The organism is Afipia sp. GAS231, assembly GCF_900103365.1.
Classification (GTDB): domain Bacteria; phylum Pseudomonadota; class Alphaproteobacteria; order Rhizobiales; family Xanthobacteraceae; genus Bradyrhizobium.
In genome coordinates this window covers 2,268,681-2,293,187 of sequence record NZ_LT629703.1, presented here as the reverse complement: position 1 = coordinate 2,293,187, position 24,507 = coordinate 2,268,681, and the positions used below count along the sequence as shown (strand labels likewise).

The window sequence follows — 24,507 nt, the reverse complement described above, 5'->3', positions numbered from 1 at the left end:
CGCCTCCCGATCTCAGATGTGGCGCGCGAGGAATTCGCGCATCGCCGCCGCGATCTCGGTGGCATGCGTCTCCAGCGCGAAATGGCCGGTGTCGAAGAAGCTGACGACCGCATCGGGCATATCGCGTTTGAAGGCCTCGGCGCCGGGCGGCAGGAAGAACGGATCGTTCTTGCCCCACACCGCCAGGAATGGCGGCTTGTGGGTGCGGAAGTAGTTTTGAAACGCCGGATAGAGCGCGATGTTGCTCTTGTAGTCGCCGAACAGGTCGAGCTGGATCTCGTCGGCGCCGGGGCGCGCCAGATAGAAATTATCCAGCGAAAGGCCGTCTGGCGAGACGCTCGCCTCGTCAGCGACGCCGTGGGTATATTGCCAGCGTGTCGTCTCGGGCGCGAGGAAGGCGCGGAGCGCGTCGCGATTGGCCTGCGACGGCTCCTGCCAATAAGCCCTGATCGGATTCCAGCCCTCGCTCAGCCCCTCTTCGTAGGCGTTGCCATTCTGCGAGATGATCGCGGTGATACGGTCGGGGTGTTTGGCGGCGATCCGAAAACCCGTCGGCGCGCCGTAGTCGAAGACATAGATCGCAAAGCGCTTCAGGCCGATCACTTCGGTAAAGCGGTCGATGACATCAGCGATATGGTCGAACGTGTAGGTGAAGTTGTTCCGTGCCGGCATGTCCGATTGGCCGAAGCCGGGCAGGTCGGGCGCAACGATGCGGAATCGATCGGCGAGAAGCGGGATAAGATCCCGGAACATGTGGCCCGCGCTCGGGAAGCCATGAAGCAAGAGCAACACGGGCGCGTCGGCGGCGCCGGCCTCGCGGTAGAAAATCTTGAAGCCGTCCACGTTGGCGGACCGATATTTGATGGCAGTCATCGGGATTCTCCTGAATTCTGTAACCATGTTGACGGGCAGGGAAGGTTATTGGCTATGATGTGCCGTCTGCGGCGTGCGGACTGCTGTTGCGGCGCGCATGGCCTCGCGGATGATGTCCACGACGATGTCGGGCGCGGTGACACCAGGCGTGTGATCGACCGGGTGTGAACGCACCTTTGCCTTCATCCGTTCCGCCATGAAGCGCTGGGTGTCGGGGGCGATCATGCGATCCTGCTCGGCCACCAGAAACCAGCTCGGCAGATCCTTCCAGAGTGGCCGGCCCACCGCGACGCCGATACAGGCCGCCGCGATCGGCCGCTGAACGGCAGCCAGCAACGCCTGCTCGTCGGTGGAAGCGTGCTGAGCGAACGCCTCGGCAAACGCGTGTTCGGGAAGCCAGACCACGCCATCTTTGTCCGGGGCCAGCAACGGCGCCTGCGGATGCGGCGCGGTGCGATAGAAAACGTCGGCGACCGTCTCGCCTTCGTCGGGGGCGAGTGCCGCGACATAGACCAGCGACTTGACCTTCTCGCTTCGGGTCGCGGCGATCACCGCGCCGGCATAGGCGTGGCCGACCAGCACGACCGGGCCATCGATCCGCTCGAGCGTGCGGTCAAGCGCCGCCACATCGTCGGCCAGCGAGGTCAGCGGCAGCGGCGCCGCAACAACACGGACGCCTTCAGCCCGCAGCGGGCCGATCACCTTGCTCCAGCTCGATCCATCGGCCCAGGCGCCGTGGGCAAGCACCACGCTCACATCGTTGAGAGACATCTTTTGCTCCTTGCCGGTTCGCTTCTGATAGTAACCGTCTTAATCGGTTTATAGAGGTTACTTCTTAAGGAAGTAACTTGTCAATAGGCCTCAGAGAGGTTATTTTGTGACCGAAAGTCGATGGGGGCTGTAGATGACCGAGGTTCCGCGCCAAGAGATCGCTCAAACGGCTACCCGCCGCCCGCCCGCGATGTTCCTTGCCGACGCACTCGGCCTGGATTTCCTCAATTCGGTTGCCACGCCCGTGGACACGGAAGTCGACTGGATCGACGACGGCGATGGTCTGCTGGCCTGGCTCAAGCAGGCGCAGCTCGCGCCCACCGAGACGCTTGAGACATTGCGGGCGCAGGCGATGCCCGGCGAGCTCGACAGCGTCGCCGCCCAGGCGCGAAGCCTGCGCGAATGGTTCAGGGGATTCGTCCGGCAGCACAAAGGGCGGCCGCTCACCTCGAAAGTCTTGGGCTCGAAAGCCTTGGACTCGAAAGCGCTGGACGAGTTGGCGCCCCTGAACCGGCTGCTCGAACGCGATGAAGGGTTCGGACACATCGTGGCCGACCACGGCGAAGCCTCCGGTCTGGCATTTCAAACGACTCGCCGCTGGCGATCGCCGGAGGCGCTGTTGCTGCCGATCGGGGAAGCGCTGGCGAAATTCGTGTGCGAGGAAGATTTTTCGAACGTGAAGGCGTGTGAAGGCCCCGCCTGCACACTGCTGTTCGCCGACCACACGCGAGGCCGCGCGCGCCGATGGTGCAGCATGGCGATCTGCGGCAACCGCGCCAAACAGGCGGCGCATCGACAGCGGCTCAAGATGCAGCAATAGAATTGGCGCATCGCCGGCAAGTGCCTGCCGGCGACGCGCCAAGTTGCATGCCGATCCGTGCTGCCATCACCGGATCGCGCTAACCACGTCCTGCCTCAGGAGATAGAGCGAGACGGCGAGCAGAACGACGTCACTCCGGCGCAGTGGCGGAAAATGCAGGACCCGCCCGGCGGCGAAGTCTTCGCAAGGCCTGCCCGGGCGCATCCGCCGAGTTCATAACTCGGCTGACAAGTTATTCATGGGAATGCGCGATCGTCTTGTGCTTCGACTGCGCTTCCGCGCTTCACGTTGTGTTGATGGCACAAACGATTACCTAAATCCGCAATGCAGCATGAGGTTCCATGCGCTCTGCGCGACTCCGATGTCGTTATATATCCGCCTGTTGCCGCATTACGCGCTGGGCGTCTTTTTCATCCTCGGACATCTCGCCTCCGGATCGCGCGGCGTGATGATCGCGCATGGCGTCAACGTCGCGGTTGCCAATCGAGCGTGGTCGGCCGGGCTGGCGGCAGCCGCCTTGATGGCCACGGCGATCATTTGCGGCCTGTGCGGCGTGCGGATCTAGCTGCGTCAACCTGCAACCGGATCGTCATGAGCGGCCGGCGGCGTCGGCCGTGCCAAGTCATTTCAACTCCTGCAGCAACTTCCGCGCCTCAGCCAACAGATCCTGAATCCGCTTTCGCTCGGCAATGACGGCCCCGGTGAACAGACCGTGCTTGCGCGCATTCCGGTTTCCCTTGGGCGCGCCGGACTTTCGTGCACCGCCGTGCATGCGGCAGCGCCGTTTGCCGCGCACCGCCGGCGAGCGGCACGATCCGCCGCAGCGGGTCCTGGCGCCGCAACGCGCGCTCGCCAGCATCGGGCCTGTATTGCGCGGGTGGTCGCTCATGATCGGGTTGCCTTCTTCGCAGTCACCGGACGGCGCTTTGCGTCAGCAACGATCGCGCTTGCGTGCTGGGTGACGTTGCCGACGATGGCGTTGCCGCCATCTCCGACCGACACGTTCTGCACGGTGATCGCAGGCTCGCCCTTGTTGCGGTAGCTGTCGAGCGCCTCGATCTGGGCCGGAAACGTGCGCGCTAGCCGGCCCAGGGCGCGCGCGGCGCTGTCCTGCCGCGCGATGTCGTCTGCGTTAGCGAGGCGGTGGGCGCAGCGCATCGCCATGACATGAACCGACACCATTTGCGCCACCAGCATGGCCTCGATGGAATCCCTCGGCTTGAGGCTCTCCACCATTGAAAGCATGAAGGCGAGGGTGACCGCGTCAGGCTTCTCGCCGCTGACGCTGGCTCTCAGCAATTGCCGCAACAGGCCGTACATCGCATCGCGATCGGAGACGCCGAAGGCGTCCGACATCAGCCGTTCGCCTTGCTCGAGGTCGGGATGGTCGATGCAGAATCCGTCGGGCGAGAGTTTTATCCGCGGTGCTGCGGCAGTGTGGATTGGGCCGGCTGTGGCGATGGCCGTTGTCTTGTCCGGAGCTGTCTTCACGTCGCTATCTCCTCGGGCATGCGCATCGGACGCGCGTGGTTCGACTGCGCGCAAGCGATCATTCGCCGCGCGTGCGCCGGTGCAACTTCGATTGTCAGTTTGGGTTGTCGTTAGGGAGTTTTTGTCCGCAATCGCGCTGAGGGGGCCCGTTGTCGGGCACGGCCTTATGCGTTTTACAGATTGGGCGATGATGGAATTGTGCCGCTGATTTGCCCGACGTGTCAAAATGTTTTCGCGGGTCAAGCATCCATGCCAGCCACCACCCGCTGTTTGGCATGGGGATATTTTGGGCGGGGCGAGGACTGCGCCGGGCTTGCGGCGGTCTCAGCGTGGCCCCAGATAGGGGTTATTGCCCATTGCCTGAGTATATGCTCTCTATTGAGACGGAAAACGTGCGATGTTCAAACCCCATCTCATCATTTTCGATTGCGACGGCGTATTGGTCGATAGCGAGGTGCTGAGTTGCCGCTGCCTTTCGGAAGCGTTGGCAGGGTACGGTATCGACCTTGCCGTGGATCAGGCGCTCGATCTGTTCCTTGGACGAAGTGTGACCGCGGTTTTTGAACATTATGGAGCGTTGGGACGCCCGATCCCCGGGCAATTTGCCGCCGACCTGAAGATCGGGGTGCGCGCTGCGTTTCTTTCGTCGCTTTGCCCGATCGAAGGCGTGAATTCGGTCCTCGAAGACTTGCGAATCCCGCATTGTGTCGCCTCGTCCAGCGATGTCGACCGGGTGTCTTTCTCGCTTTCCCTGACCGGTCTGGCGCGGCATTTCGACGGCCGCCTCTATACCTCGCAAATGGTGGAGCACGGCAAACCGGCGCCCGATCTCTTCCTCTACGCCGCCGAAAGGATGCAGGTGGATCCGCATCGTACCCTGGTGATCGAGGACAGCCTTAGCGGCGTAACGGCCGGCAAGGCGGCCGGGATGACGGTCTGGGGATTTGTCGGGGGCAGCCACTATCAATCGCGCGAAGGCAGCGCCATGCTCCGCCAAGCGGGGGCCGATCGCGTGTTCGAGCGAATGGCGGATTTCTGGCGAACGGACAGGTAGCAGTTTGATGGCGGGCTCCGATAACGAGAAATCGCGTCTGGACGAAGCCGCGCGGGCCGGCTGGCTGTACTTCATTGCCGGTCACACGCAGGACGAGATCGCCAGGATGCTGAAGGTGTCGCGCGCATCCGCCCAACGCCTGGTTTCACTGTGTCTCGCCGAGCGCCTGATCACCTTCCGCCTCGAGCATCCGATCGCGGCCTGCATGGAGTTGGCGGCGCGGCTGAAGGACTTGTTTCACCTTGCCCACTGCGAAGTGGTGCCGACCGACCCCGCTGCGCCGCTCTCGGCGGCCGGGATTGCCGAGCGGGCCGCCAACATCCTCGAAACGACGCTGCGCACCGAGAAGCCGGTGATCGTGGCCCTCGGCACCGGCAGAGCGGTGCGCGCGGCCGTCGAGCGGGTGTCCCCGATCGACTGTCCCAACCACCAGATCGTGTCGCTGGTCGGAAACATCTCGGCCGACGGCTCGGCCAGCTTTTTTGACACCGTCGGCCGCCTCGCGGACCGGACCAAGGCGCGGCATTATCCGATGCCGCTGCCGTTCCTGATGTCGTCCGAGCGCGAGCGCGACCAGATGCTCGAGATCGACCCGATCGCCAGGGTGAGGGCGGTGGCGGCCAAGGCCGACCTGCGGCTGGTCGGCGTCGGGCAGATGGACCAGCGCGCGCAAGTGCTGGTCGACGGCTTCGTGTCGCGCGAGGAATTGCTCGAGATGATGCGGCTCGGCGCGGTCGGCGAACTGACCGGCTGGGCGTTCGACGACCAGGGCCATATCATCAAGGGCGGGACCAACCTTCGTCTCACCAGCATCCCGCCGCGGGTGCCTGCCCAGGCCCTGACGATCGGGGCGGCCGTCGGCCGGGCCAAGGTTTCGGCGATCAGGGCAGCGCTCAAGGGCCGGCTGCTGAACGGGCTGATCACCGACGAGGCGACGGCGGGCGCCATCCTCAAGCCATAGCGAAACGGCCTTTCGTTTTCGCTGCGCCGGCGTTTCCGCGGCCTGCTGTTCCCGTGTAGCGACCCATCGTTTCATCTTCCTGGCCGGCGCATGCGGTGCGGAAAGCCCGATTCCGATCCTTGACAACTTCGCGACTCGGTGTGAACATAAATGCAAGGTGTGGGCATATGCTCAACATCATCAAGGGAGGTTACCGTGAAGCACGTCCTTAGCGCCCTCCTGGGCGCGGCTGCGTTGTTGGGCGCAACCCCTTCCATCGCACAGACAACCCTGACCATCGCCACCGTGAACAATAGCGACATGATCCGGATGCAGGGCCTGTCCAACGAGTTCACCGCCAAAAACCCTGACATCACCGTGAAATGGGTGACCCTCGAAGAGAACGTCCTGCGCCAGCGCGTCACCACCGATATCGCAACCAAGGGCGGACAGTTCGACGTGCTGACCATCGGCACCTATGAGGTCCCGATCTGGGCCAAGAAGAACTGGCTCATTCCGCTCGACAATCTCGGAGCCGATTACGATACCGCGGACCTCCTGCCGAAGATCCGTGATGCCGTGTCGGTATCGGGCAAGCTCTATGCCGCGCCGTTCTACGGCGAGAGTTCGATGGTGATGTATCGCACCGACCTGTTCCAGAAGGCTGGCCTGACGATGCCGGAAAAGCCGAGCTGGGATTTCGTGGTCGATGCCGCGAAGAAGGTCACCGACAAGTCGGCCGGCGTCTACGGCATCTGCCTGCGCGGCAAGGCGGGTTGGGGCGAGAACATGGCGTTCCTGACCGCGATGGCCAACTCGTTCGGCGCGCGCTGGTTCGATGAAAAATGGCAGCCGCAGTTCGACCAACCAGAGTGGAAGAAGACGCTCTCGACCTATGTCGACCTGATGAAGGCGGCAGGCCCTCCCGGCGCCAGCTCGAACGGCTTCAACGAAAATCTGGCGCTGTTCAGCGCCGGCAAATGCGGGATGTGGATCGACGCCACGGTGGCGGCGTCCATGGTGACTAACCCCAAGGACTCCAAGATCGCTGACAAGGTCGGCTTTGCACTTGCCCCGAATGCGGGACTGGGCAAGAACGCCAACTGGCTGTGGGCGTGGAATCTCGCGATACCCGCGGGCTCGAAGAAGACCGCGGCTGCGGAAAAATTCATCGCCTGGGCCACGAGCAAGGATTACACCCAGCTCGTCGCCAAGAAAGAGGGATGGGCCAACGTGCCGCCCGGCACGCGAACCTCGCTCTATCAGAATCCCGAATACCTGAAGGTCGCACCCTTCGCCAAACTGACGCTGGCCTCGATCGACGCCGCCGATCCGAACAAGCCGACGGTGCAGCCGGTGCCTTACGTCGGGGTGCAATACGCGGCGATTCCGGAGTTCCAGGGCATCGGCACCAGTGTTGGCCAGCAGTTTTCGGCGGCCCTGTCCGGCTCGTCGACGGTCGATGCGGCGCTCGCGGCGGCGCAATCGGCGACCGAGCGCGAAATGAAGCGCGCCGGCTATATCAAGTAGCGCGAGCGTCGATCCCTGCGGCGGCCTCTCCCGACCTGCCGCAAACTGGCTGCCGTCCCGTTCCGTTGACGACCGGACGGCAGCCCTCGTCGAGTTTCCCTGGATGACCGGAGGCGACAATGGCAACCCAGCAGACCCAGGTTCTTGGACGCGCGCTGCTGACGCCTGCCGTCGCCTTGCTGTTCGTCTGGATGATCGTCCCGCTGGCGATGACGATCTATTTTTCGACGCTGCATTACAGCCTGCTCGATTCGGAAAACTGGAGCTTTGTCGGGCTGGAGAACTTCCGGTACTTCCTCACCGACCCCGCCTTTCTGACTGCATTGCAGAATACGCTGGTGCTGGTCGGTTCCGTGCTCGCGATCACCATCCTGCTCGGCACGCCGCTGGCGCTGCTGCTCGACCAGCAGGTGGTCGGGCGCAGCATCGTCCGGTTGATGGTGATCGCACCGTTCTTCGTGATGCCGACCGTGAGCGCCCTGGTCTGGAAGAATCTCTTGATGCATCCGGTGTCAGGATTGTTCGCATGGATCGCGACGCTGACCGGTGCGACGCCGATCGACTGGTTCAACGATGCGCCTCTGCTCGCGGTGATCCTGATTGTAGCCTGGCAATGGCTGCCGTTCGCCACCCTGATCCTGCTGACTGCGCTGCAGTCCCAGGATGAGGAGCAGAAGGAGGCGGCCGAGATGGACGGGGCGAGCGCGTTGTCCACCTTCATCTATCTCACCTTGCCGCATCTGGCGCGGCCGATCACCGTGGTGATCCTGATTGAAACGATATTCCTGCTGACCGTGTTCGCCGAGATCTTTGTCACGACCGGCGGCGGCCCCGGGCTGCAGACCACCAATATCGCGTTCCTGATCTACTCGCAGGCGCTGGTCCAGTACGACGTTGGCAACGCCTCGGCCGGCGGGCTGGTTGCGGTCGTGATTGCCAACATCGTGGCGTTCTTCCTGGTGCGGATCGTCGGTCGAAATCTGGAGGCGTAAGCGATGGCACGCAAGGTAACGGCGAGAAGAGTCTGGGTGTCTACGGCGGCGGCGTGGCTGTGCGGATTGCTGATTTTTCTGCCGATCCTGTGGATGGTCCTGACCAGCTTCAAGACCGAGCTCGACGCGTTCGCGATGCCGCCGAAATTCCTGTTTTTTCACTGGACCACGGAGAACTACGCGACGGTGCAGCAGCGCAGCGACTACTTCCATCACGCGCTCAATTCGATCATCGTGGCGGGCGGATCGACGCTGATCGCCATGCTGATTGCGGTGCCGGCCGCATGGTCGATGGCATTTTCGCCGACCAAGCGGACCAAGGATGTGCTGCTCTGGATGCTCTCGACCAAGATGATGCCGTCCGTCGGCGTGCTGGTTCCGATCTATCTGATCTATCGGGATTTCGGCCTGCTCGACACCCGCGCCGGCCTCGTCTTCATCCTGTGTCTCGGCAATCTGCCGATCGTGGTCTGGATGCTCTTCACCTATTTCAAGGAAATCCCGAAGGACATCCTCGAAGCGGCGCGGATGGATGGAGCGACGATCGGACGCGAGCTCGTTTATGTGCTGACGCCAATGGCCGTGCCCGGTCTCGCCTCGACGCTGCTGCTCAATTTCATTCTGGCATGGAACGAGGCGTTCTGGACGCTGAACCTTTCAACGCTGGATGCGGCGCCGCTCACCGTGTTCATCGCCTCCTATTCGAGTCCCGAGGGGCTGTTCTGGGCAAAATTGTCGGCCGCGTCGACGCTCGCCATTGCCCCGATCATCATCCTCGGGTGGTTCACCCAGCGGCAACTCGTTCGCGGACTGACCTTCGGCGCGGTCAAATAGCAAAGGACAGAGATCATGGGCCAGATCACGCTCCAGGGAGTCCGCAAGTCGTTCGGGCCGGTCAACATCATCAGGGATGCGAACCTGGATATCGAGAACGGCTCCTTCGTGGTTTTCGTCGGCCCGTCCGGCTGCGGCAAGACGACGTTGCTGCGCCTGATCGCAGGCCTTGAGGACGTCACCGGCGGCCAGATCCTGATCGACGGCAAGAATGTGGTCGATGTGCCGCCGGCCAAGCGTGGCCTGTCGATGGTGTTCCAGTCCTATGCGCTCTATCCGCATATGAGCGTGCGCGGCAACATCGCGTTCGGGCTGAAGATGGCGGGGCTGCCGCGCCCGGAGATCGACCGCAAGGTGGAGGCCGCGGCCGCCACGCTGAATCTCACGCCCTATCTGGAGCGCAAGCCGCGCGACCTCTCCGGCGGTCAGCGTCAGCGCGTTGCGATCGGACGCGCCATCGTGCGCGAGCCGAAGGCGTTTCTGTTCGACGAGCCGCTGTCGAATCTCGACGCCGCACTCCGTGTCCAGATGCGCATGGAGGTAACAAAACTGCAGAAGCAGCTTGGAACCACCGCCATCTACGTCACCCATGACCAGGTCGAGGCCATGACGATGGCCGACAAGATCGTCGTGCTCAACGCCGGTAACATCGAGCAGTACGGCTCGCCGCTGGAACTGTACGAGCGGCCGGCCAACCTGTTTGTCGCCGGCTTCATCGGATCGCCAAAGATGAACTTTGTGCCTGGCGAGGCGGCGGGCGAACCCGGCGTCGCCACGCTCGGCGTCAGGCCCGAGCATTTGAGGATCGGCAATAGCGGGGAGGGCTGGCCCGGGACCGTTACGGTCGCCGAGCATCTGGGCAGCGACACCTTCCTCTATGTCGACGCCGGGAAACTCGGGGTGCTGACGGCCCGCTGCATCGGTGAATTCAGCCTGAAAGCCGGCGACCGTGTCTGGCTTTCTCCCGATCCGGCGCGCCTGCATCGCTTCGACAAGGATGGCGAGACCATCAAGAGGTGAGCGGAAGGCGCGTCGCGCCATCGCTCGCAAGCAAACAGGAAAATCGAGAAGATGTATCTGGAGAAATTCAAGCTGGATCGAAAGACCGCGCTGGTGACCGGCGCCGGGCAGGGAATCGGATTGGCCTGTGCGGAGGCGCTGGCAGAAGCCGGAGCGAAGGTCGTGATCGCGGATCGCGACCCGAAGCTTGCCGACAGCGGTCGCGCAAGCCTGAAGGCGAAAGGTCTGGATGCCGAGATCGTTATCATGGACGTCACGGATTCCGGCCGCGTTGCCGAGGTCGCCGACGAACTGGCCTCCCGCTACGGCGCGATCGATATCCTGGTCAACAATGCCGGCATTGCGCGAAGCGAGACGCCGGCCGAGCAGGTTGACGACGAACATTGGCTGAGCGTCCTCGACGTCAATCTGAATGGAACGTTCTGGTGCTGCCGCGCCTTTGGCAAGCACATGCTCGGCGCAAAGTCCGGTTCCATCGTCAACATCGGCTCGATGTCCGGCTTCATCGTCAACAAGCCGCAGGAGCAGTGCTACTACAACGCCTCCAAGGCCGCGGTGCACCATCTCACCAAGTCGCTCGCAGCCGAGTGGGGCGCCCGTGGCGTGCGGGTCAACGCGGTAGCGCCCACTTATATTGCGACACCCCTCAACGCATTCGTCAAAAGCAACCCGCGGATGTATGATGCCTGGATCGGCGGCACGCCGATGGCCCGAATGGGGGAGGTCGACGAGATCGCATCGGTCGTGCTGTTTCTGGCGTCTGACGCCGCGAGCCTGATGACCGGGAGCATCGTTCTCGTCGATGGAGGTTATACGTGCTGGTGAGCTTGCGCTGATCCAAGGCGGGGTTGCAATGAGGCAGGCTTTCATCGGCGTCGACGTCGGAACGTCGAGTGCGCGGGCCGGAATATTCGACGAGACAGGAAGCCTGCTGGCGACCGCCCGCCGCCCGATCACGGTCTGGCATGAGGCGGGCAGCGTTGTCGAGCAATCGTCGTCGGAGATCTGGGCCGCGTGCGCGGCTTCGGTTCGCGCCGCGATGGCGGAGGCGGCGGTTCCGGCTTCCGCGGTCAAGGGGCTCGGATTCGATGCGACCTGTTCACTGGTGGTGCTCGATGCCGGCGCCAATCCGCTGACGGTCAGCGCGTCCGGCGATAACCGGCGGAATGTCATCGTTTGGATGGATCATCGCGCGATTGCCGAGGCCCGCGAGGTCAACGAGACACGGGACGACGTTCTCCGCTATGTCGGCGGCTCGATCTCTCCGGAAATGGAGATCCCCAAACTGCTTTGGCTGAAGCGCCATTTGCCGTCGAGCTATCGGTCGGCGGGTCATTTCTTCGACCTCGCCGACTACCTTTCGTTTCGAGCCACAGGGTCGACAGCACGTTCGATATGCACGCTCGCTTGCAAATGGAATTATCTGGCGCACGAGCAGCGCTGGAGCGAGAGCTATTTCAAGCGCATCGGCCTCGGCGATCTTGTCGCGGAAAATGCCGCGAAAATCGGCACTGAGATCGTCGCGCCGGGAACGCCGCTCGGTGCCGGCCTGACGGCATCCGCCGTGCGCGATCTCGGCCTGCTCGAGGGGACGCCGGTCGGCGCGTCGCTGATCGACGCGCACGCCGGAGGCGTGGGTACGATCGGCGGGCGCGGCAAGTCGGGTGAGGAGGTCGATGTGCGCCGCCGCCTTGCCTACATCATGGGAACTTCGGCCTGCATCATGGCGACGACGTCGGCGCCTTGCTTCGTCCCGGGCGTGTGGGGTCCGTATTATTCGGGGATGATTCCAGGCTTCTGGCTCAACGAGGGCGGCCAATCTGCCGCCGGCGCGGCCATTGATCACCTCATCAGGTCGCATCCTGCCTACGACGAGGCCCGCGCGACGGCGCAGGCCGACGGCAGCGAAATCCTGGAATTTCTCGAGCGGCGCATCGTCTCGCGTTCGGGAAGCCTGGGCGAAGCGGCATTGTTGGCCCGAGACGTTCATGTCATGCCCGAGTTTCTGGGAAATCGGTCGCCCTTTGCCGATCCCGACTCGCGTGCGGTCGTCGCCGGGATGGATCTTGACGCCGACCTCGGCTCGATGGCGCGGCTGTTCGTGGCCGGACTGTGCGGGCTCGCCTATGGTCTTGCGGATGTCGTCGAAGCGTTTCGATCGCATGGCGTGGATAGCGACTTGATGGTGATCAGCGGCGGCGCCGGACGAAGTCCGCTGGTTCGGCAGATCATGGCGGATACCACGGGTCTCACCGTTGCGGTTCCGGAAACGCCGGAACCTGTCCTGCTCGGAGCCGCCATGTTGGGTGCCGTCGCGGCGCAGTCTTGCGGATCGATCGGCGAGGCGATGGCCGCGATGTCGGCGATCGGCCGGGTCACCGAATCGACGGCGCCCGGAATGGCGGATTTTCACCGTGCGAAGCGAAGGGTTCACGGGCTGATGCGAAAGCTGGACCGGGACAGCCGCGAGGCGATGCAAGCGAGCGCATCGATGGCCGGCGCTGATACGAAAAGCTAGAGCCATGCTGCTGAGTTGCGGAGATGCCCTGGTTGATTTCCTGCCCGTCAAGGCGGTGGACGGCCGCGACGCGGCCGTAGCCGTGGCCGGCGGGTCCTGTCTCAATATTGCCGTCGGCATGGCGCGCCTCGGCGCACCGGCAGGGTTTGTCGGCGGCATATCGACCGATCTTTTCGGCCGCATCATTGCCGACCACGCGGCCGCCTCGCAGGTCGATCTTCGATATGCTGTTCGCAGCGATCACCAGACCACGCTCGCGTTCGTCCGAACCGTCGCAGGCGAGCCGCAATATGCCTTCTATGACGAGGCGACGGCATCCAGAAACTGGATCTATCGGCCGGGCTCAATTCCATTCAGCGAGATCGAAGCCATCCATGTCGGATCGACGACGCTTGTCAACGACCAGGGCGCAACCAACGCGCTTGCCATGGTCAAGGACGCCGGCGGATCGGTCACCATCTCCTTTGATCCGAACTGCCGGCCCAATCTGGTCAGGCACAAGGCCCGCTACGTCGATCAGATGGACGCGTTTGCCGCTGCCGCCGATATCGTGCGGATGTCGGATGTCGATTTTGAATTTCTGTACGGCGATAGCGACTATGCGGGAAAGGCCAGGTCGCTTATCGCGGCAGAGGCAGGCCTTGTCGTGATCACCCGCGGAATCAAGGGTGCGCAGGCATGGCATCGAGCGGCAGGAGCCGTCGAGGTCCAGGCGCCGGTGGTCGATGTCGTGGATACGATCGGCGCCGGGGACAGTTTTCAAGCCGCACTGTTGTTTGCTTTGCGCACGATCGGGCGGATCGGAACAACGGTTCTGCGGCAGATGAATTCGGCCGAACTTGGTCGCGCGATGTCGTTTGCATCGGCATGCGCGGCCTTCACATGTGGGCGGCCCGGCGCTGATCCACCGCGACGATCCGATATGGGCGCGGAATTGTCGCGTCTTTTGCCGGATGCGCCCGGTTGAAACGCGAGGCAATGGAAGCGCGGTCGCCTGGAACGGGCAACGGATGCTTCTGAAAAGTCCGATTGAAATCGGATTGGGGTCAATGCTCGACTAATTGAGCCGGGGAAGCCGCTCCGCTGGGGAAACAGCGTGTGGCTTTCGCCCCGCGAGATATTGGTTGCCCCACGTCCAGAGCATGCGGACAACCGGTTCAAGCGACCGCCCGAGCGTCGTCAGGGAATACTCAACGCGTAGCGGAACTTCCGGGTAAATCTCGCGGTGAATAAGACCGTTCGCCTCGAGCTCGCGCAGTTGTCGCGTGAGCATGCGTTGGGTGATGCGGGACAGGCGCCGTCTGAGTTCGTTAAATCGGATGGTGTCGTTGAGAAGATGATAAAGAATCACGGCCTTCCACTTGCCGTCGATCAGGTCGAGCGTCGCCTCCACCGGGCACCCAGCCGCACAATCATAGGTCTTGCCGCCGAGCTTCTTCATAGTTCACTCCGTGATACTAGAGGACAGTTCTGTGCGTAATTGTCAGCGCCCAAATTAGCGCGCAACGTGATGCGCGCAAAGATCAATGTGGAACGGCGAGCGCCAAAATTGCGGTAGCTGTGCCGTCCAGGGAGACCCTTGCAATCATGACGGCGTGCCATAGCCGGCGAAGACCGGCGGAGCGCGCATGGGGACCCGGAACACAAGGAGCGAGCAACGTGAAAAGCGTGAGAAGAGGGATTCGATTGGTCGCCTTGACGGCCGCAGCAATCGTGGCGACGGCGGCGCACGCGGAGAGCGGAGGCGGCAAGGCGGAGGTATTCGCCAGGTTGCCCCAGTCCGTCGGCAATATTGCCTTTACGCCAGACAACCAGCTGATCTTCAGCCATCATCCATTTTACAGCCCTGACGTGCGCGTAGCGCGGCTGACGTCGCCGACGACGTTCGAGCCGTTTCCAAACGCCGAATGGAATACGCCGCGAAAGGGGACTGATCAGTACCTCGATAACGTGCTGGGTCTTCGGTCCGACGAAAGCGGCGTCGTCTGGATCATCGACATGGGCTTCCGGACCCAGATCACGCCGAAGCTCGTCGGCTGGAATACCCGCACCAACAAGCTGGAACGCATCTACTACATGCCGGAGCCGATCACGGTGAAAGGATCTCAACCGCAGGATATCGTCATCGATCAGAAGAACCGGAAGTTCTACATTGCCGACGAAAATATCGGACCCGGCGGCGACGGGTCTCATGCCGCCATCATCGTCATTGACATGGATAGCGGCCTGGCTCGGCGCGTACTGGACGGTGATCGATCGACCATTCCCGAAAATATGCCGATCACCGTCGACGGCAGCGATCTGACCGTGCCGGACAAGGATGGCAAGCCTTCGATCATCAAGGTTGGCTGCGACGGCATCACGATGGACGTCAGGTCCGAATGGGTCTACTTCGCGCCTCTGAGCGGCCGGTCGCTGTACCGCATCAAGGCCGCCGATCTGAGCAATGAGAAACTGAATCCCGAGGAACTCAGCGGCAGAATAGAACGCTACTCGGACAAGCCGAACAACGGTGGCCTGTCGATCGACTATGCGGGCAATATCTATCTGACCGCCGTCGAGACAAAGTCCATCGGCGTCATCGGGGCGGACCGAAAGTACCGCACCTACCTCAGTGATCCCGACATGGTGTGGCCCGACGGGATCACGGCATCACCCGACGGATACATGTACGTTTCCGCGTCCCAGGTATCTGCCGCGGCCTTGTTCCACGGGGGCAAGGCGGAAAACAAAACTCCCTATCTGATCTATCGATTCAAGCCCATCGCGTCAGGCTACATTTCACGTTGACGCCAACCCAACAGGCGATCCCGGCAACAGCGCGGGATTTCGGTCAGCTTGGTTGATTTCACCAGGTTTCCCGGCGAGTGCAGTCTTTGCGCGAAGTCGCGGCGTTGCCGAACAGACTTTCGACGCGAAGACCGTGTCGCTCGCGTTCGCGATGGCGTCCGTATTCCGTCCGCCCGGGCGCCGCTGCCTGGGATCGGTCTATCCCTTCCCAGGCCTGGCTTCCTGTAGACCCATGGCGAGTTGTTCGACGGCTCTGGTTGGAAGATTAAGGCCTGAAAGTTTCCAGCCGTTTCCTTCGAAATGAAGACTGATAGCCCCGGCACCTTCTTCATCGCCCAGCCGGATTGACAGCTCGACCGGCTTTACCAGGGACAACCGACCAAGCGATTCCAGCACCTTCGACGTATCGATGCCGGCGAGCGCAATCATCTGACTGTCGCCATCGGCGCCGAGCGATCCGTTTTGCAGAATGTTCGTGAGATTTTCGGCGGTGAGCATTTTCGCAACCAGCGCATCCGCAATCGTTGCCCCGTAGGTGTTTGCCAGCAACCGTTCAATTGGCTTGATTGGGCGGTTCTGACAGGTCCTGATCAGGTATGCAGCCACAATCTGGTCGACCAGAGAACGTTTCAGCCGAGGCACGTCGGTTCGCGCCAAGATCTCCGCGCCGTTGCCTGCTTTCGCCGCCCCGACCAAACCGTTTAGAGAGACAATGGCAGACCCGGCATAAACTCCGGTCGCAACGACCACAGCGACGATAGATGTCAAAAACCAGCGCATTTGATGAGCCCTTTGTTGGTGAATCCGGGAGATTGCGTCGAAAACGGCCACCGATGACGACGGCCGTTTCGGTGTACGTCGTGCTATGCCGCTGGCACGAAAGTGTAACCGGCGCCGTCCGTCACGATCTTGCCGACGGCCGGGAACGGGAAGTGGTAGCCGGTGACGAGCGCCTTGTCGGCCACGACGCGGTCGAACAGTTTGCGACGCGTCGCTTCGGCAAGCACCGGGTCGGCATCGATCACGCCGTGCCAGTCGGGGTGCTTCGCGAACAGGGCAGGCATGTTCGTCGTGTCGCTCAGAACCATCAGCTGCTCGTTGCCTGACGCGACATGGAATGCGGTGTGGCCCGGTGTATGGCCCGGTGCCGCAATGGAGCGGATGCCCGGAATAACTTCGGTGTCCCACTCATACTGTTTCAATTTGTCTTTCAGGAGCGGGAACATCGCCTGAAGCCGTTTGGGCAGGCCATGCTGCTTTTCAGGGAGCTTGGTGAAGATGCTCTCGTCCATCCAGAACTTGAACTCGTTGCTCGGCACGTAAACCACGGCGTTCGGGAATGTCGGCGTGTTGTCTGGAGCCTTGCTCATAAGCCCAAAAACATGATCCGGATGGAAATGCGAAACGATCACTCTCGTGATCTGTTCCGGCTTGACTCCGGCTGCCGCCATATTGGCGATCATCGCTCCGGCCGTAGGCTGAAACTGGCCGCCCGTGCCGGCGTCGAACAAAACCGTTTCGTTGCCGAACTTGACCAGCGTGACGTTGAACGGAATAGGCACGACTTCATTCGCGATCCCCGCGGCAGCCAGTGCGGCCTTGGTGTCCTCAACGGACGCGTTCTTGATAAAGCCGGGGTCGTGAGGCTTCTCCCAAACGCCATCGTTCAGGATGAACCCCTGGACCTTACCGAACTCGAACGGACGGAAGCCCTTGCCGGCCTCCGGTCCCTTCTGGGCGAGTGCTGCTTCGATGAAAGAGACGGGTTTGGGCAGACCGAACGCTGCTCCAGCACATGCTGCCGTCAACAGAGCGTTACGGCGGGTCAGATTTAACATCGCTATCTCCTTGCTTGTTTGCGAGGACGGACCTTGCGGTCCGCCGGTCGAAGCCGGCGCCTCGTGTGAGGCGTCCGCAAAACGTCCTATTGGGGAATTTTGGAATCCTGGCCCTCCGCCCCCAGGTGCGGCGAGTAGCTGACAAAGTCGAATGAAAGCGGAAATGCGTGTTCGCGGTTCACGACACACTGGATGTCGAGAAAGATGAGCCTTTCGGCTCCAGCGGACCGCGTCGTCTCCGACACGTCCCAGCAGATCCTGGCCCTGCCGATGATGTACAGCATCCGGCCGCTCTGGAAGTCGATGAACAGAAGTCCGGCGCGCGCGTCCGCTTCCAGGTTACCGAGGGTGTTGAAGAGCAGGTTGCCGCTATAATCCGGAAAGCAGAGTTCGTTTGGCGAAATCACCTGCACGAAACCGGGACACCCGCCACGGTGGGAGACGTCGAGACCCTGCGAGGAGTCCTCCCGGTCGAGCTGCGCTGACCGGGACGCAATAAAGAACGTGTCTGCTCCGGTCACAAAGTAGACTTCGCTATCGCCGAGATGGGAAGCCATTCGGGATTCAGGCGCGGGCCTGGAGCGGATCGGTGGCCGCTCGTTGCGTGCCTGAATGTATTTCGGGCAGTTTCCAAAGCTCTGCTGAACCCTGATCGAGAAGCCTTCACCGACGACGCAATTTTCGATGCGACCGTTGATCCGGTTTCGGCGACGCGTTGAAAGTTCAATTCCGAGCCCGCCGACTGGAGCGCCGTCCCGAATGCACGAATGCACGGGATCACCCGGATCGAGCCACGCTTTGACAGCAAGAAGATCCTGTTCCGCCGAATTCATGAACCCTGGGGGACCGGACAGGGTCGTGGCCCAGGGGTGGCCGTTCTGGTCGGCCAGCCCCACGACCACGAACGGCAGCGCTGCGAAGAACGTCCTGTGCTGCTCCGGCATATAGTTTCGAATAACCGCGCGCCCCCTGCGCTCGATCCGTTCACGCACGCCAGCGAGACTTTGAATTGTTCGCTCGCCGGCGTGAAAGGGGGACCCGGTCATGATAGTGCCGCGATCATGGACGCACGCCTCGAGAAACATGGCTGATACCCGTTAGTGACGGTTGTCTGTACATACTAGTAGGTACAAAATACAATCACGTTCGGTTGATTCGATGCGACCATGAGGGTGTCATGAAGGCGAAGGGCGATCTGGTTAAGGCGGCCAAGAAATTGATGTGGGAGCGTGGCTACGAGGGCACCAGTCCGCGCGACTTGCTGGAAGAAAGCGGGGCGGGGCAAGGCAGTCTCTATCACCACTTCAAGGGAAAAATGGACCTGGCGTCCGTGGCTCTCGGTGAGGTGTCTGATGAAATGTGCGAGCTCGCGCGCGAGACCGTGGGAACGGACGGTTCAGCCCTGGATCGTGTCTTCCGCTATCTCGACGTTGCTCGCGACGGCCTCAAGGGTTGCAGGATGGGCAGATTTGCCTGCGAATCGTCGATCGCCGAAGCTTCGTTGAGGAAGCCGGTCGAACGCTATTTCCGCGAACTGCAGAGGATCCTTGCAGACGCTCTGCGCGAAGCTCAGGCCGACGGCGCAATTGCAAAACGCCTCGACGCCGACGAGCTTGCGCTGTTGCTCATAACCGTCGTGCAGGGCGGCTTCGTCGTTTCGAGGGTTTATCGCGACCGGAACGCCATCAATCGGGCCACGGAGGCAGCCAAGTCGCTGCTCAAGTCGCTTCCAGCCCGGTAGCATATTGGAGGGCTCATGACAGATGAACTCAAAACCGGCACGTGTGGTGTCGACCACGTTGGGTTGAGCGTTCGGGATCTCTCGGGCACGAGAAAATTCTTTTGTGATTGCCTTAGATGGCGGGTCGTTGGCGAGCGGGCGGATTATCCGGCGGTGTTCGTATCCGATGGACACGACGTCGTGACGCTGTGGCAGGTCGAATCTCCTGGCAAAGCGATTCCGTTCGATCGGCGCGCCAACGTCGGATTGCATCATTTGGCTCTCGCCGTCGTCGATCAAATCGGCCTCGATACCCTCTACGAACGGGTGTCGGGTTGGCCTGGCGTCGTCGTCGAGTTCGGTCCGGAACCGTCCGGGGCCGGCCCCAAGATCCATTTCATCGTGCGGGAGCCGAGCGGAGTACGGATCGAGTTTGTGTTCGATCCTCGCCTTGAGGAGGCGCGCAAGGCGCGGTGAGCCCGCCGCATCACTCCGCCGCCAGCGCGTTTCCCGCTTCCTCGGCGTTGGGATCGCCGGGCGCCGTCGCCCATGCCAGTTCAACCAGCGTCACGGTCCGGCGGCCGGCGCCGTCGATCTGGCAAACGATGAAACCCTGCTCCTCGATATAGGTCAGCAGACGCCGCGCACGGCGTAACGAATGCGAGCCGTAGGCGCGGGCGATCGCGGCGTCGCCGGGGCAGGGCCATCCTTCCTTGGCGGCGCGGGCGATCATCATGAAGACGCCCTGCATATCCTCCGGCAGAAGCGAGGCGCGGGCCGACACGTCTTGCCATCCGTCATCATCCTCGGTCGCATCGGAGCCGAGGCCGGCGCGCGCCCGCATCAGCCTGCGGCGAAAGTCGCTCAGGTCCGGCACCGCGGTACCCAGACCTTCGATCCGGCAGCGCACCACGAACTCCTGATACAACACCCCAATGGCCTGGAACGCCGCATTGGGTTCGCCTGTGACGGCTTGCAGAATGTGGTCCAGTTGCTCCCGCCGCTTCGCCAGTTGCTCGGCAGTGAGCGACGGCTCCGCCTCGGGACGAACCTCCGGCGCCGCGCTTTTCGCCGCCATCAGCTGTCCGAGCAAATCCGGCGCCGATCTGCTGCGCCGGGGCCGATTAATTTCAGGCGGCGGTGCTGCGAGAACAATCGCGTGCGCGTCCGGTGTGGCTTCCGGCATTGGCATCAGACGCGGGATGGCGTTGCGCGGGGTCGTCTCCGTCGGCCCGATGCGCAGCCCCAGCGGCCGGCGGGAGAGGGCCGGTCCCAGCGCCATGAACTGTCCGCGCTCAAGGTCGCGGAACGTCTCCGCCTGTCGCCGCTCCATGCCCAGAAGGTCGGCAGCGCGGGCCATGTCGATATCGAGGAAGGTTCGGCCCATCAGGAAATTGGACGCTTCGGCCGCGACGTTCTTGGCGAGCTTCGCCAATCGCTGGGTGGCGATGATACCCGCGAGCCCGCGTTTGCGCCCACGGCACATCAGGTTGGTCATGGCGCCGAGCGAGAGTTTTCGCGCCTCGTCGGTCACTTCGCCGGCGATCGCCGGCGCAAACAGCTGCGCTTCGTCCACGACCACCAGCATCGGATACCAATGGTCGCGGGCGACCTCGAACAGCCCGTCGAGAAAGGCGGCGGCCCGCCGCATCTGATTCTCGGCGTCGAGCCCCTCGAGATTGAGCACCGCGGAGACGCGATGGATCCGCGCCCGCTCGCCGGCCACCTGCAGGCCCTGTTCGGTATGGTCCTGGGCATCGATCAGCAGATGGCCGAAACGATCGGCGAGGGCGACGAAGTCGCCTTCGGGATCGATGATGGTCTGCTGCACCCAGGGGGCGCTTTGTTCCAGCAGCCGGCGCAGCAGATGGGATTTGCCGGACCCTGAATTGCCCTGAACCAGCAGGCGCGTGGCCAGCAGTTCCTCAAGGTCCAGCGTTGCGGGCGCCCCTGCGGTCGTCTGCCCCATCTCGATCGCAACGGTCATGCCTCGACTCAAATCCACCTGCAGAGGCGGGTGCTTAACAACCCGGCTGGAGCCCGTCGAGCGCCGAATGCGCGAGCGTCAAGGGTTCTCCACGGCCGGTCGAAGGCGGGGCCTCGGACACACGCGATTCGGAATGCGGGAGCCGGTGAGAGGTCCGGGAGCGGGGATACGCCTGCGCGTTCGCCGGTAGTTGACAAACGCGTACGGCAAGCCCCGTCGGCTAGGTGGGCCGCGAAGGCAGCGCGGTCATCGCTTCCAGTTGCGCCGTTCGCGTTGCCGACACGGCGAGCAAGCTCTGGTGCAGGCGATCCTCGGGTTCGAAATTTTGCGCCAGCCGTCGGACGGTCTCGACAAATCGCGAGCGATACGTCGCTGCCCTGTCGACGTCTCCATACTTCGCGAAGATCTCGGCGGCCGTGCGGTACACCCGCCAGGAAGCGATCGGGAAGTCGGCATTGTCGACGATCTCCAGCGCGCGGGACAGGTGCGACCGAGCGTCCGCTGAATCACCCAGGCCGAGCGCCGTCCGCGCGAGCAGTCCGTGGGCCTGGGCCAGGTGATTGAGATCCGGCGCCGATGCCACATAGTCGTGGAGCTGGCGGGCACAGTTCCGAGCCTGCGTAAGGTCGCCGACCTGCAAGTAATATTCGCCGAGGCAATGATACACCTGTGTCGCGGCGGTAAATTCGATGTCGATGCCTTCTTCATGCCTGCGGCGCTCAATATCGTCAAATTGCCGGCGAGCTCCCGACGGATCGTTGAGGCCGACATAGGCCTTCGCAAGGACGGCCCGCTTGTGGAAATACGTCGACTGATCGCCGACCAGCAGACTATCGTCGACGCTTTCGCAGAGCTCCCGGGCGCCGTCAAAATCCATCGCTTCGACGTGCAACCACGCAAGCGTCAGCCGGCACAATGCGCTGCTGGGGCCGTTCGCGTTCCTGACGGCCAGTTCGAGGCCGGCCGCGATTTCGCGTCGCAGTTCGCGCCATTCGCCCAGATGAATGAGCGCGATCGATTCGAGAACGTTGAACAGGACAAAGGTGTAGACGTCGCCAGCCAGGCGCGCCAATCGCTTTCCTTCCGTGCCGGCGCGGCGGCACTCCTGGTACCGCGACCTCCAGCAATCGACGATGCCGGATATTCCATTGCGTCTGATCAGGATGCCATAGTTCGTGGCACTCGCACTCAGCTCGATCGCCCTGTCGCAGAGCGTGGCGTCCTGTTTGCGCCAGCCGTTGAGGAACAGGTTAACGCTCGCGCTGCTGCCCTGGACCAGAGCCTTGAACGTGTCGTCAGCAAGCCCCTGGCTTCGCGACAGTACGTCTTCAGCGGCCTCCAGGCAGGCGTGGCGATCCACGCGCAGGCACAGACTACTCACCGCCGTGAGGCCGTTGAGCTGTTGCTTGATCTCGCCCGCCTGTTCGGCGCAGGCAATCATGTCTCGCAAATCGCGGATGGAGCCGACCAGGTCGCCGAACGAGCGAAGAGCCCAGCTCCGCTTCCGCAGCAGAGCGATGCGGGCCGAGAATTCGCCGGCAGCATCGAAACGATCGAGTATGCCGAGCGCGCGGGTGAGATAGCTTGCGGCCTCCGCATGGCCGAGGCGCTTGGTCGAGCTCTCTGCCGCTTCCCGGAGGTAGCGCAACGCGCTCGGAAATTCGCGACCCTGCTCGAAGTGAAGTGCGAGCGCGGGCGCAATTTCAGAGGTGCGGCCGGCATGGGCCTCTTCCAGCCTCTTGCCCAGGCGCTTGTGCGTTTGCGCGCGGTGCCCCGGCGGCAGATTCTGGTAGATGATATTCTGATAGAGAATGTGACGGAAAGCGTAGGAGCCCGAATATGTTCCATCGGGCCACTCGGAAACCCCCGAACGAACGAGGATATGATCCTTCCGGACCAACGCTTCGATGTCCCTTTCAACGTCGATCGCATCATCGGACAGGCCGGCTGCAACGAGAGCCGCGGAAAAATCCTCGCCGGCAACGCTGGCGACATCGAGCAGACGTCGTTCGCTGTCGGTGAGGCGGTCGAGCTCGTGGCCGATCATGTTCAGGAGGCTGTCCGGAATGCGATCGCGAACAAATGCCGCCTGCGAAGACAGGCGCCATTGGCCCTCCGTTTCGACGATCGACTCCTGGTCGATGAGGTGTTTGAGCAGCGAGGCAACGAACAGAGGGTTGCCCAGCGTCCGCTCGAATACCGGCTTTGACAGGCTCGAGGCCAATTCCGCGTCTTCGAAGCGCAATGCGAGATAGCGCTCGACCTCCGGATGCGACAACCGATCGAGGCGCAATTCGCTGCAACATCCATGAATCTCGAGATCGCGATGCAGGCGACGGATCGGATGCCCGTCCGCGGCGCTGTCGGCCGGGCGATAGGAGCAAAGGGCCAGCACGCGCGCCTTGCCGTTCGCGTGCGCGAAGCGAGACACCACGTCAAGCGTTGCGAAGTCGCTCCAATGCAGATCTTCGAGAACGAGGACCCACGGACGGCCGGCGCTCAGCGCTTCCAGAAGATCACAGAACTCCCGCAGCATCCGCTCGCGCGTCGCGCCGAACACTTCATCCTGGAAAGCCGCGCGTTCCGATGCGTCGATGGCACCCGGCAATTGCAATATCCAGGTGGGGGCGTGGGCGCGAACGGCCGAAATCAGCTCGGGGCCGTTTGCCCGATAACGGTTCACCAGCGCATCGATCAGCGGCAGGAAGACCTCGTCCGTTCCAAACCGTTCGGTGCAGCGCCCATAGAGCAGGTCGAAGCCCTGTTCCGTCAATCGCTCGATCGCCTTGGCGATGAAGGCCGTCTTGCCGATCCCGGCTTCTCCCGTAACAAAGGCCATTTGCCGCTGACCGGACAATGCGTGCCGCATCATCCGGTCGATCGTCTCGAAGGGGGCTGTCCGGCCGACCACCAGGCTGGAGGTTTCGACCTTCGCAGGCGCGACCGCGCTCTCGACCTCCCTGGCTGCTTCGCGCACCGTGCCGATAAAGCGCACGCCCTTGCGCGGCAAGGTCTTGATTAATCGCTGCGCCTCGCCGGAATCGCCTATTCCCGTGCGGGCTGCGTTGATGCGGGTGGTGAGCGCCGACTCCGAGACGATACGACCGCCCCAAATCGCACCGATCAGATCGTCCTTGGTCACCACCCGGGCCCGGTGGCGGATCAGATACGCGAGGAGGTCGAAAACCTGTGGTTGCAACGGGATCGGGGATCCGTCACGGCGCAGTTCCCGCTGATCGGTGTCGAGGACGAAATCGTCAAATAAGTACAGCAAAACAATCCCTTCGCAGGAGCAGCGAGGTGGATATTCAACCGGCCCGGGGGCCCGA

24 protein-coding genes are annotated in these 24,507 nt (G+C 62.6%); 14 read left to right on the top strand and 10 right to left on the bottom strand.

All coding sequences use genetic code 11. The features are described from left to right. Nucleotides 1-12: 12 nt before the first annotated feature. Nucleotides 13-873 (bottom strand): alpha/beta fold hydrolase, encoded by an 861-nt coding sequence (locus BLS26_RS10910; RefSeq protein WP_092510919.1) that lies wholly within the window; start codon nucleotides 871-873, stop codon nucleotides 13-15. A gap of 45 nt (nucleotides 874-918) precedes the next feature. Then, nucleotides 919-1,644: an alpha/beta fold hydrolase gene (locus tag BLS26_RS10905; protein WP_092510917.1), complete on the bottom strand. Its 726-nt coding sequence runs from the start codon at nucleotides 1,642-1,644 to the stop codon at nucleotides 919-921. A 133-nt stretch (nucleotides 1,645-1,777) separates the two neighbouring features. Between BLS26_RS10905 and BLS26_RS10900 the strand changes: the two genes are divergently transcribed. Together BLS26_RS10900 and BLS26_RS10895 are read left to right on the top strand one after the other, a co-directional pair. Continuing rightward, nucleotides 1,778-2,464 (top strand): ABATE domain-containing protein, encoded by a 687-nt coding sequence (locus BLS26_RS10900; RefSeq protein WP_092510915.1) that lies wholly within the window; start codon nucleotides 1,778-1,780, stop codon nucleotides 2,462-2,464. 361 nt (nucleotides 2,465-2,825) lie between these two features. Further along, on the top strand, nucleotides 2,826-3,029 hold the full coding sequence (locus tag BLS26_RS10895) for a hypothetical protein (RefSeq protein WP_157676403.1): 204 nt from the start codon (nucleotides 2,826-2,828) through the stop codon (nucleotides 3,027-3,029). Nucleotides 3,030-3,086: 57 nt separating this feature from the next. Here BLS26_RS10895 and BLS26_RS10890 read toward each other — a convergent pair whose 3' ends face one another. Continuing rightward, on the bottom strand, nucleotides 3,087-3,353 hold the full coding sequence (locus BLS26_RS10890; RefSeq protein WP_092510909.1) for an HGGxSTG domain-containing protein: 267 nt from the start codon (nucleotides 3,351-3,353) through the stop codon (nucleotides 3,087-3,089). Then, nucleotides 3,350-3,955, bottom strand: coding sequence for a hypothetical protein (locus BLS26_RS10885; RefSeq protein WP_092510907.1), 606 nt, complete (start codon nucleotides 3,953-3,955; stop codon nucleotides 3,350-3,352). The genes BLS26_RS10890 and BLS26_RS10885 overlap by 4 nt, the downstream gene beginning before the upstream one ends. 397 nt (nucleotides 3,956-4,352) lie before the next feature. Between BLS26_RS10885 and BLS26_RS10880 the strand changes: the two genes are divergently transcribed. The 9 genes from BLS26_RS10880 to BLS26_RS10840 all read left to right on the top strand — a co-directional run bounded on the left by BLS26_RS10880 (nucleotide 4,353) and on the right by BLS26_RS10840 (nucleotide 13,810). After that, the gene (locus BLS26_RS10880; RefSeq protein WP_092510905.1) at nucleotides 4,353-5,009 is read left to right on the top strand and encodes an HAD family phosphatase; all 657 of its coding nucleotides are present in this window, start codon (nucleotides 4,353-4,355) and stop codon (nucleotides 5,007-5,009) included. A gap of 7 nt (nucleotides 5,010-5,016) precedes the next feature. Then, entirely contained in the window at nucleotides 5,017-5,970 is a 954-nt protein-coding gene (locus BLS26_RS10875) for a sugar-binding transcriptional regulator (RefSeq protein WP_092510903.1), read from the top strand. Between the two features lie 195 nt (nucleotides 5,971-6,165). After that, nucleotides 6,166-7,479: a sugar ABC transporter substrate-binding protein gene (locus tag BLS26_RS10870; RefSeq protein WP_244541906.1), complete on the top strand. Its 1,314-nt coding sequence runs from the start codon at nucleotides 6,166-6,168 to the stop codon at nucleotides 7,477-7,479. A 119-nt stretch (nucleotides 7,480-7,598) separates the two neighbouring features. Beyond that, nucleotides 7,599-8,471: a carbohydrate ABC transporter permease gene (locus BLS26_RS10865; protein WP_092510899.1), complete on the top strand. Its 873-nt coding sequence runs from the start codon at nucleotides 7,599-7,601 to the stop codon at nucleotides 8,469-8,471. 3 nt (nucleotides 8,472-8,474) lie between these two features. Next, complete coding sequence (locus BLS26_RS10860) at nucleotides 8,475-9,305, top strand: carbohydrate ABC transporter permease (RefSeq protein WP_092510897.1); 831 nt, start codon at nucleotides 8,475-8,477, stop codon at nucleotides 9,303-9,305. A 15-nt stretch (nucleotides 9,306-9,320) separates the two neighbouring features. Then, the gene (locus BLS26_RS10855) at nucleotides 9,321-10,325 is read left to right on the top strand and encodes an ABC transporter ATP-binding protein (protein ID WP_092510895.1); all 1,005 of its coding nucleotides are present in this window, start codon (nucleotides 9,321-9,323) and stop codon (nucleotides 10,323-10,325) included. Nucleotides 10,326-10,376: 51 nt separating this feature from the next. Then, nucleotides 10,377-11,150, top strand: a complete 774-nt coding sequence (locus BLS26_RS10850) for an SDR family NAD(P)-dependent oxidoreductase (RefSeq protein ID WP_092510894.1) — start codon at nucleotides 10,377-10,379, stop codon at nucleotides 11,148-11,150. A 28-nt stretch (nucleotides 11,151-11,178) separates the two neighbouring features. Continuing rightward, nucleotides 11,179-12,843 carry an FGGY-family carbohydrate kinase gene (locus tag BLS26_RS10845; protein ID WP_092510892.1) on the top strand — a complete coding sequence of 555 codons (1,665 nt, stop codon included), beginning with the start codon at nucleotides 11,179-11,181 and terminating at the stop codon, nucleotides 12,841-12,843. A gap of 4 nt (nucleotides 12,844-12,847) precedes the next feature. Next, nucleotides 12,848-13,810 (top strand): carbohydrate kinase, encoded by a 963-nt coding sequence (locus BLS26_RS10840; RefSeq protein WP_092510890.1) that lies wholly within the window; start codon nucleotides 12,848-12,850, stop codon nucleotides 13,808-13,810. 90 nt (nucleotides 13,811-13,900) lie between these two features. Here BLS26_RS10840 and BLS26_RS10835 read toward each other — a convergent pair whose 3' ends face one another. After that, a complete protein-coding gene (locus BLS26_RS10835; RefSeq protein WP_092510888.1) occupies nucleotides 13,901-14,284 on the bottom strand; it encodes a helix-turn-helix domain-containing protein in 384 nt (127 codons plus the stop codon). Between the two features lie 272 nt (nucleotides 14,285-14,556). Between BLS26_RS10835 and BLS26_RS10830 the strand changes: the two genes are divergently transcribed. Further along, complete coding sequence (locus BLS26_RS10830; protein ID WP_197681332.1) at nucleotides 14,557-15,633, top strand: L-dopachrome tautomerase-related protein; 1,077 nt, start codon at nucleotides 14,557-14,559, stop codon at nucleotides 15,631-15,633. Nucleotides 15,634-15,831: 198 nt separating this feature from the next. Here BLS26_RS10830 and BLS26_RS10825 read toward each other — a convergent pair whose 3' ends face one another. From BLS26_RS10825 to BLS26_RS10815, 3 genes are all read right to left on the bottom strand, one after another. Then, nucleotides 15,832-16,413, bottom strand: coding sequence for a DUF2939 domain-containing protein (locus BLS26_RS10825; RefSeq protein WP_092510884.1), 582 nt, complete (start codon nucleotides 16,411-16,413; stop codon nucleotides 15,832-15,834). 83 nt (nucleotides 16,414-16,496) lie between these two features. Then, entirely contained in the window at nucleotides 16,497-17,471 is a 975-nt protein-coding gene (locus tag BLS26_RS10820) for an MBL fold metallo-hydrolase (protein ID WP_092510882.1), read from the bottom strand. Nucleotides 17,472-17,557: 86 nt separating this feature from the next. Beyond that, nucleotides 17,558-18,556 (bottom strand): pyridoxamine 5'-phosphate oxidase family protein, encoded by a 999-nt coding sequence (locus BLS26_RS10815; RefSeq protein ID WP_092510880.1) that lies wholly within the window; start codon nucleotides 18,554-18,556, stop codon nucleotides 17,558-17,560. Between the two features lie 92 nt (nucleotides 18,557-18,648). Here BLS26_RS10815 and BLS26_RS10810 point away from each other — a divergent pair, with 92 nt between their 5' ends. Next, complete coding sequence (locus tag BLS26_RS10810) at nucleotides 18,649-19,212, top strand: TetR/AcrR family transcriptional regulator (protein ID WP_092510878.1); 564 nt, start codon at nucleotides 18,649-18,651, stop codon at nucleotides 19,210-19,212. 15 nt (nucleotides 19,213-19,227) lie between these two features. Next, complete coding sequence (locus BLS26_RS10805) at nucleotides 19,228-19,668, top strand: VOC family protein (protein WP_092510876.1); 441 nt, start codon at nucleotides 19,228-19,230, stop codon at nucleotides 19,666-19,668. A gap of 10 nt (nucleotides 19,669-19,678) precedes the next feature. On the opposite strand, the gene BLS26_RS10800 is transcribed toward BLS26_RS10805, so the two are convergent. Beyond that, the gene (locus BLS26_RS10800) at nucleotides 19,679-21,178 is read right to left on the bottom strand and encodes an ATP-binding protein (RefSeq protein WP_092510874.1); all 1,500 of its coding nucleotides are present in this window, start codon (nucleotides 21,176-21,178) and stop codon (nucleotides 19,679-19,681) included. A 220-nt stretch (nucleotides 21,179-21,398) separates the two neighbouring features. Continuing rightward, a complete protein-coding gene (locus tag BLS26_RS10795; protein WP_092510872.1) occupies nucleotides 21,399-24,452 on the bottom strand; it encodes an AAA family ATPase in 3,054 nt (1,017 codons plus the stop codon). Between the last annotated feature and the right edge of the window lie 55 nt (nucleotides 24,453-24,507).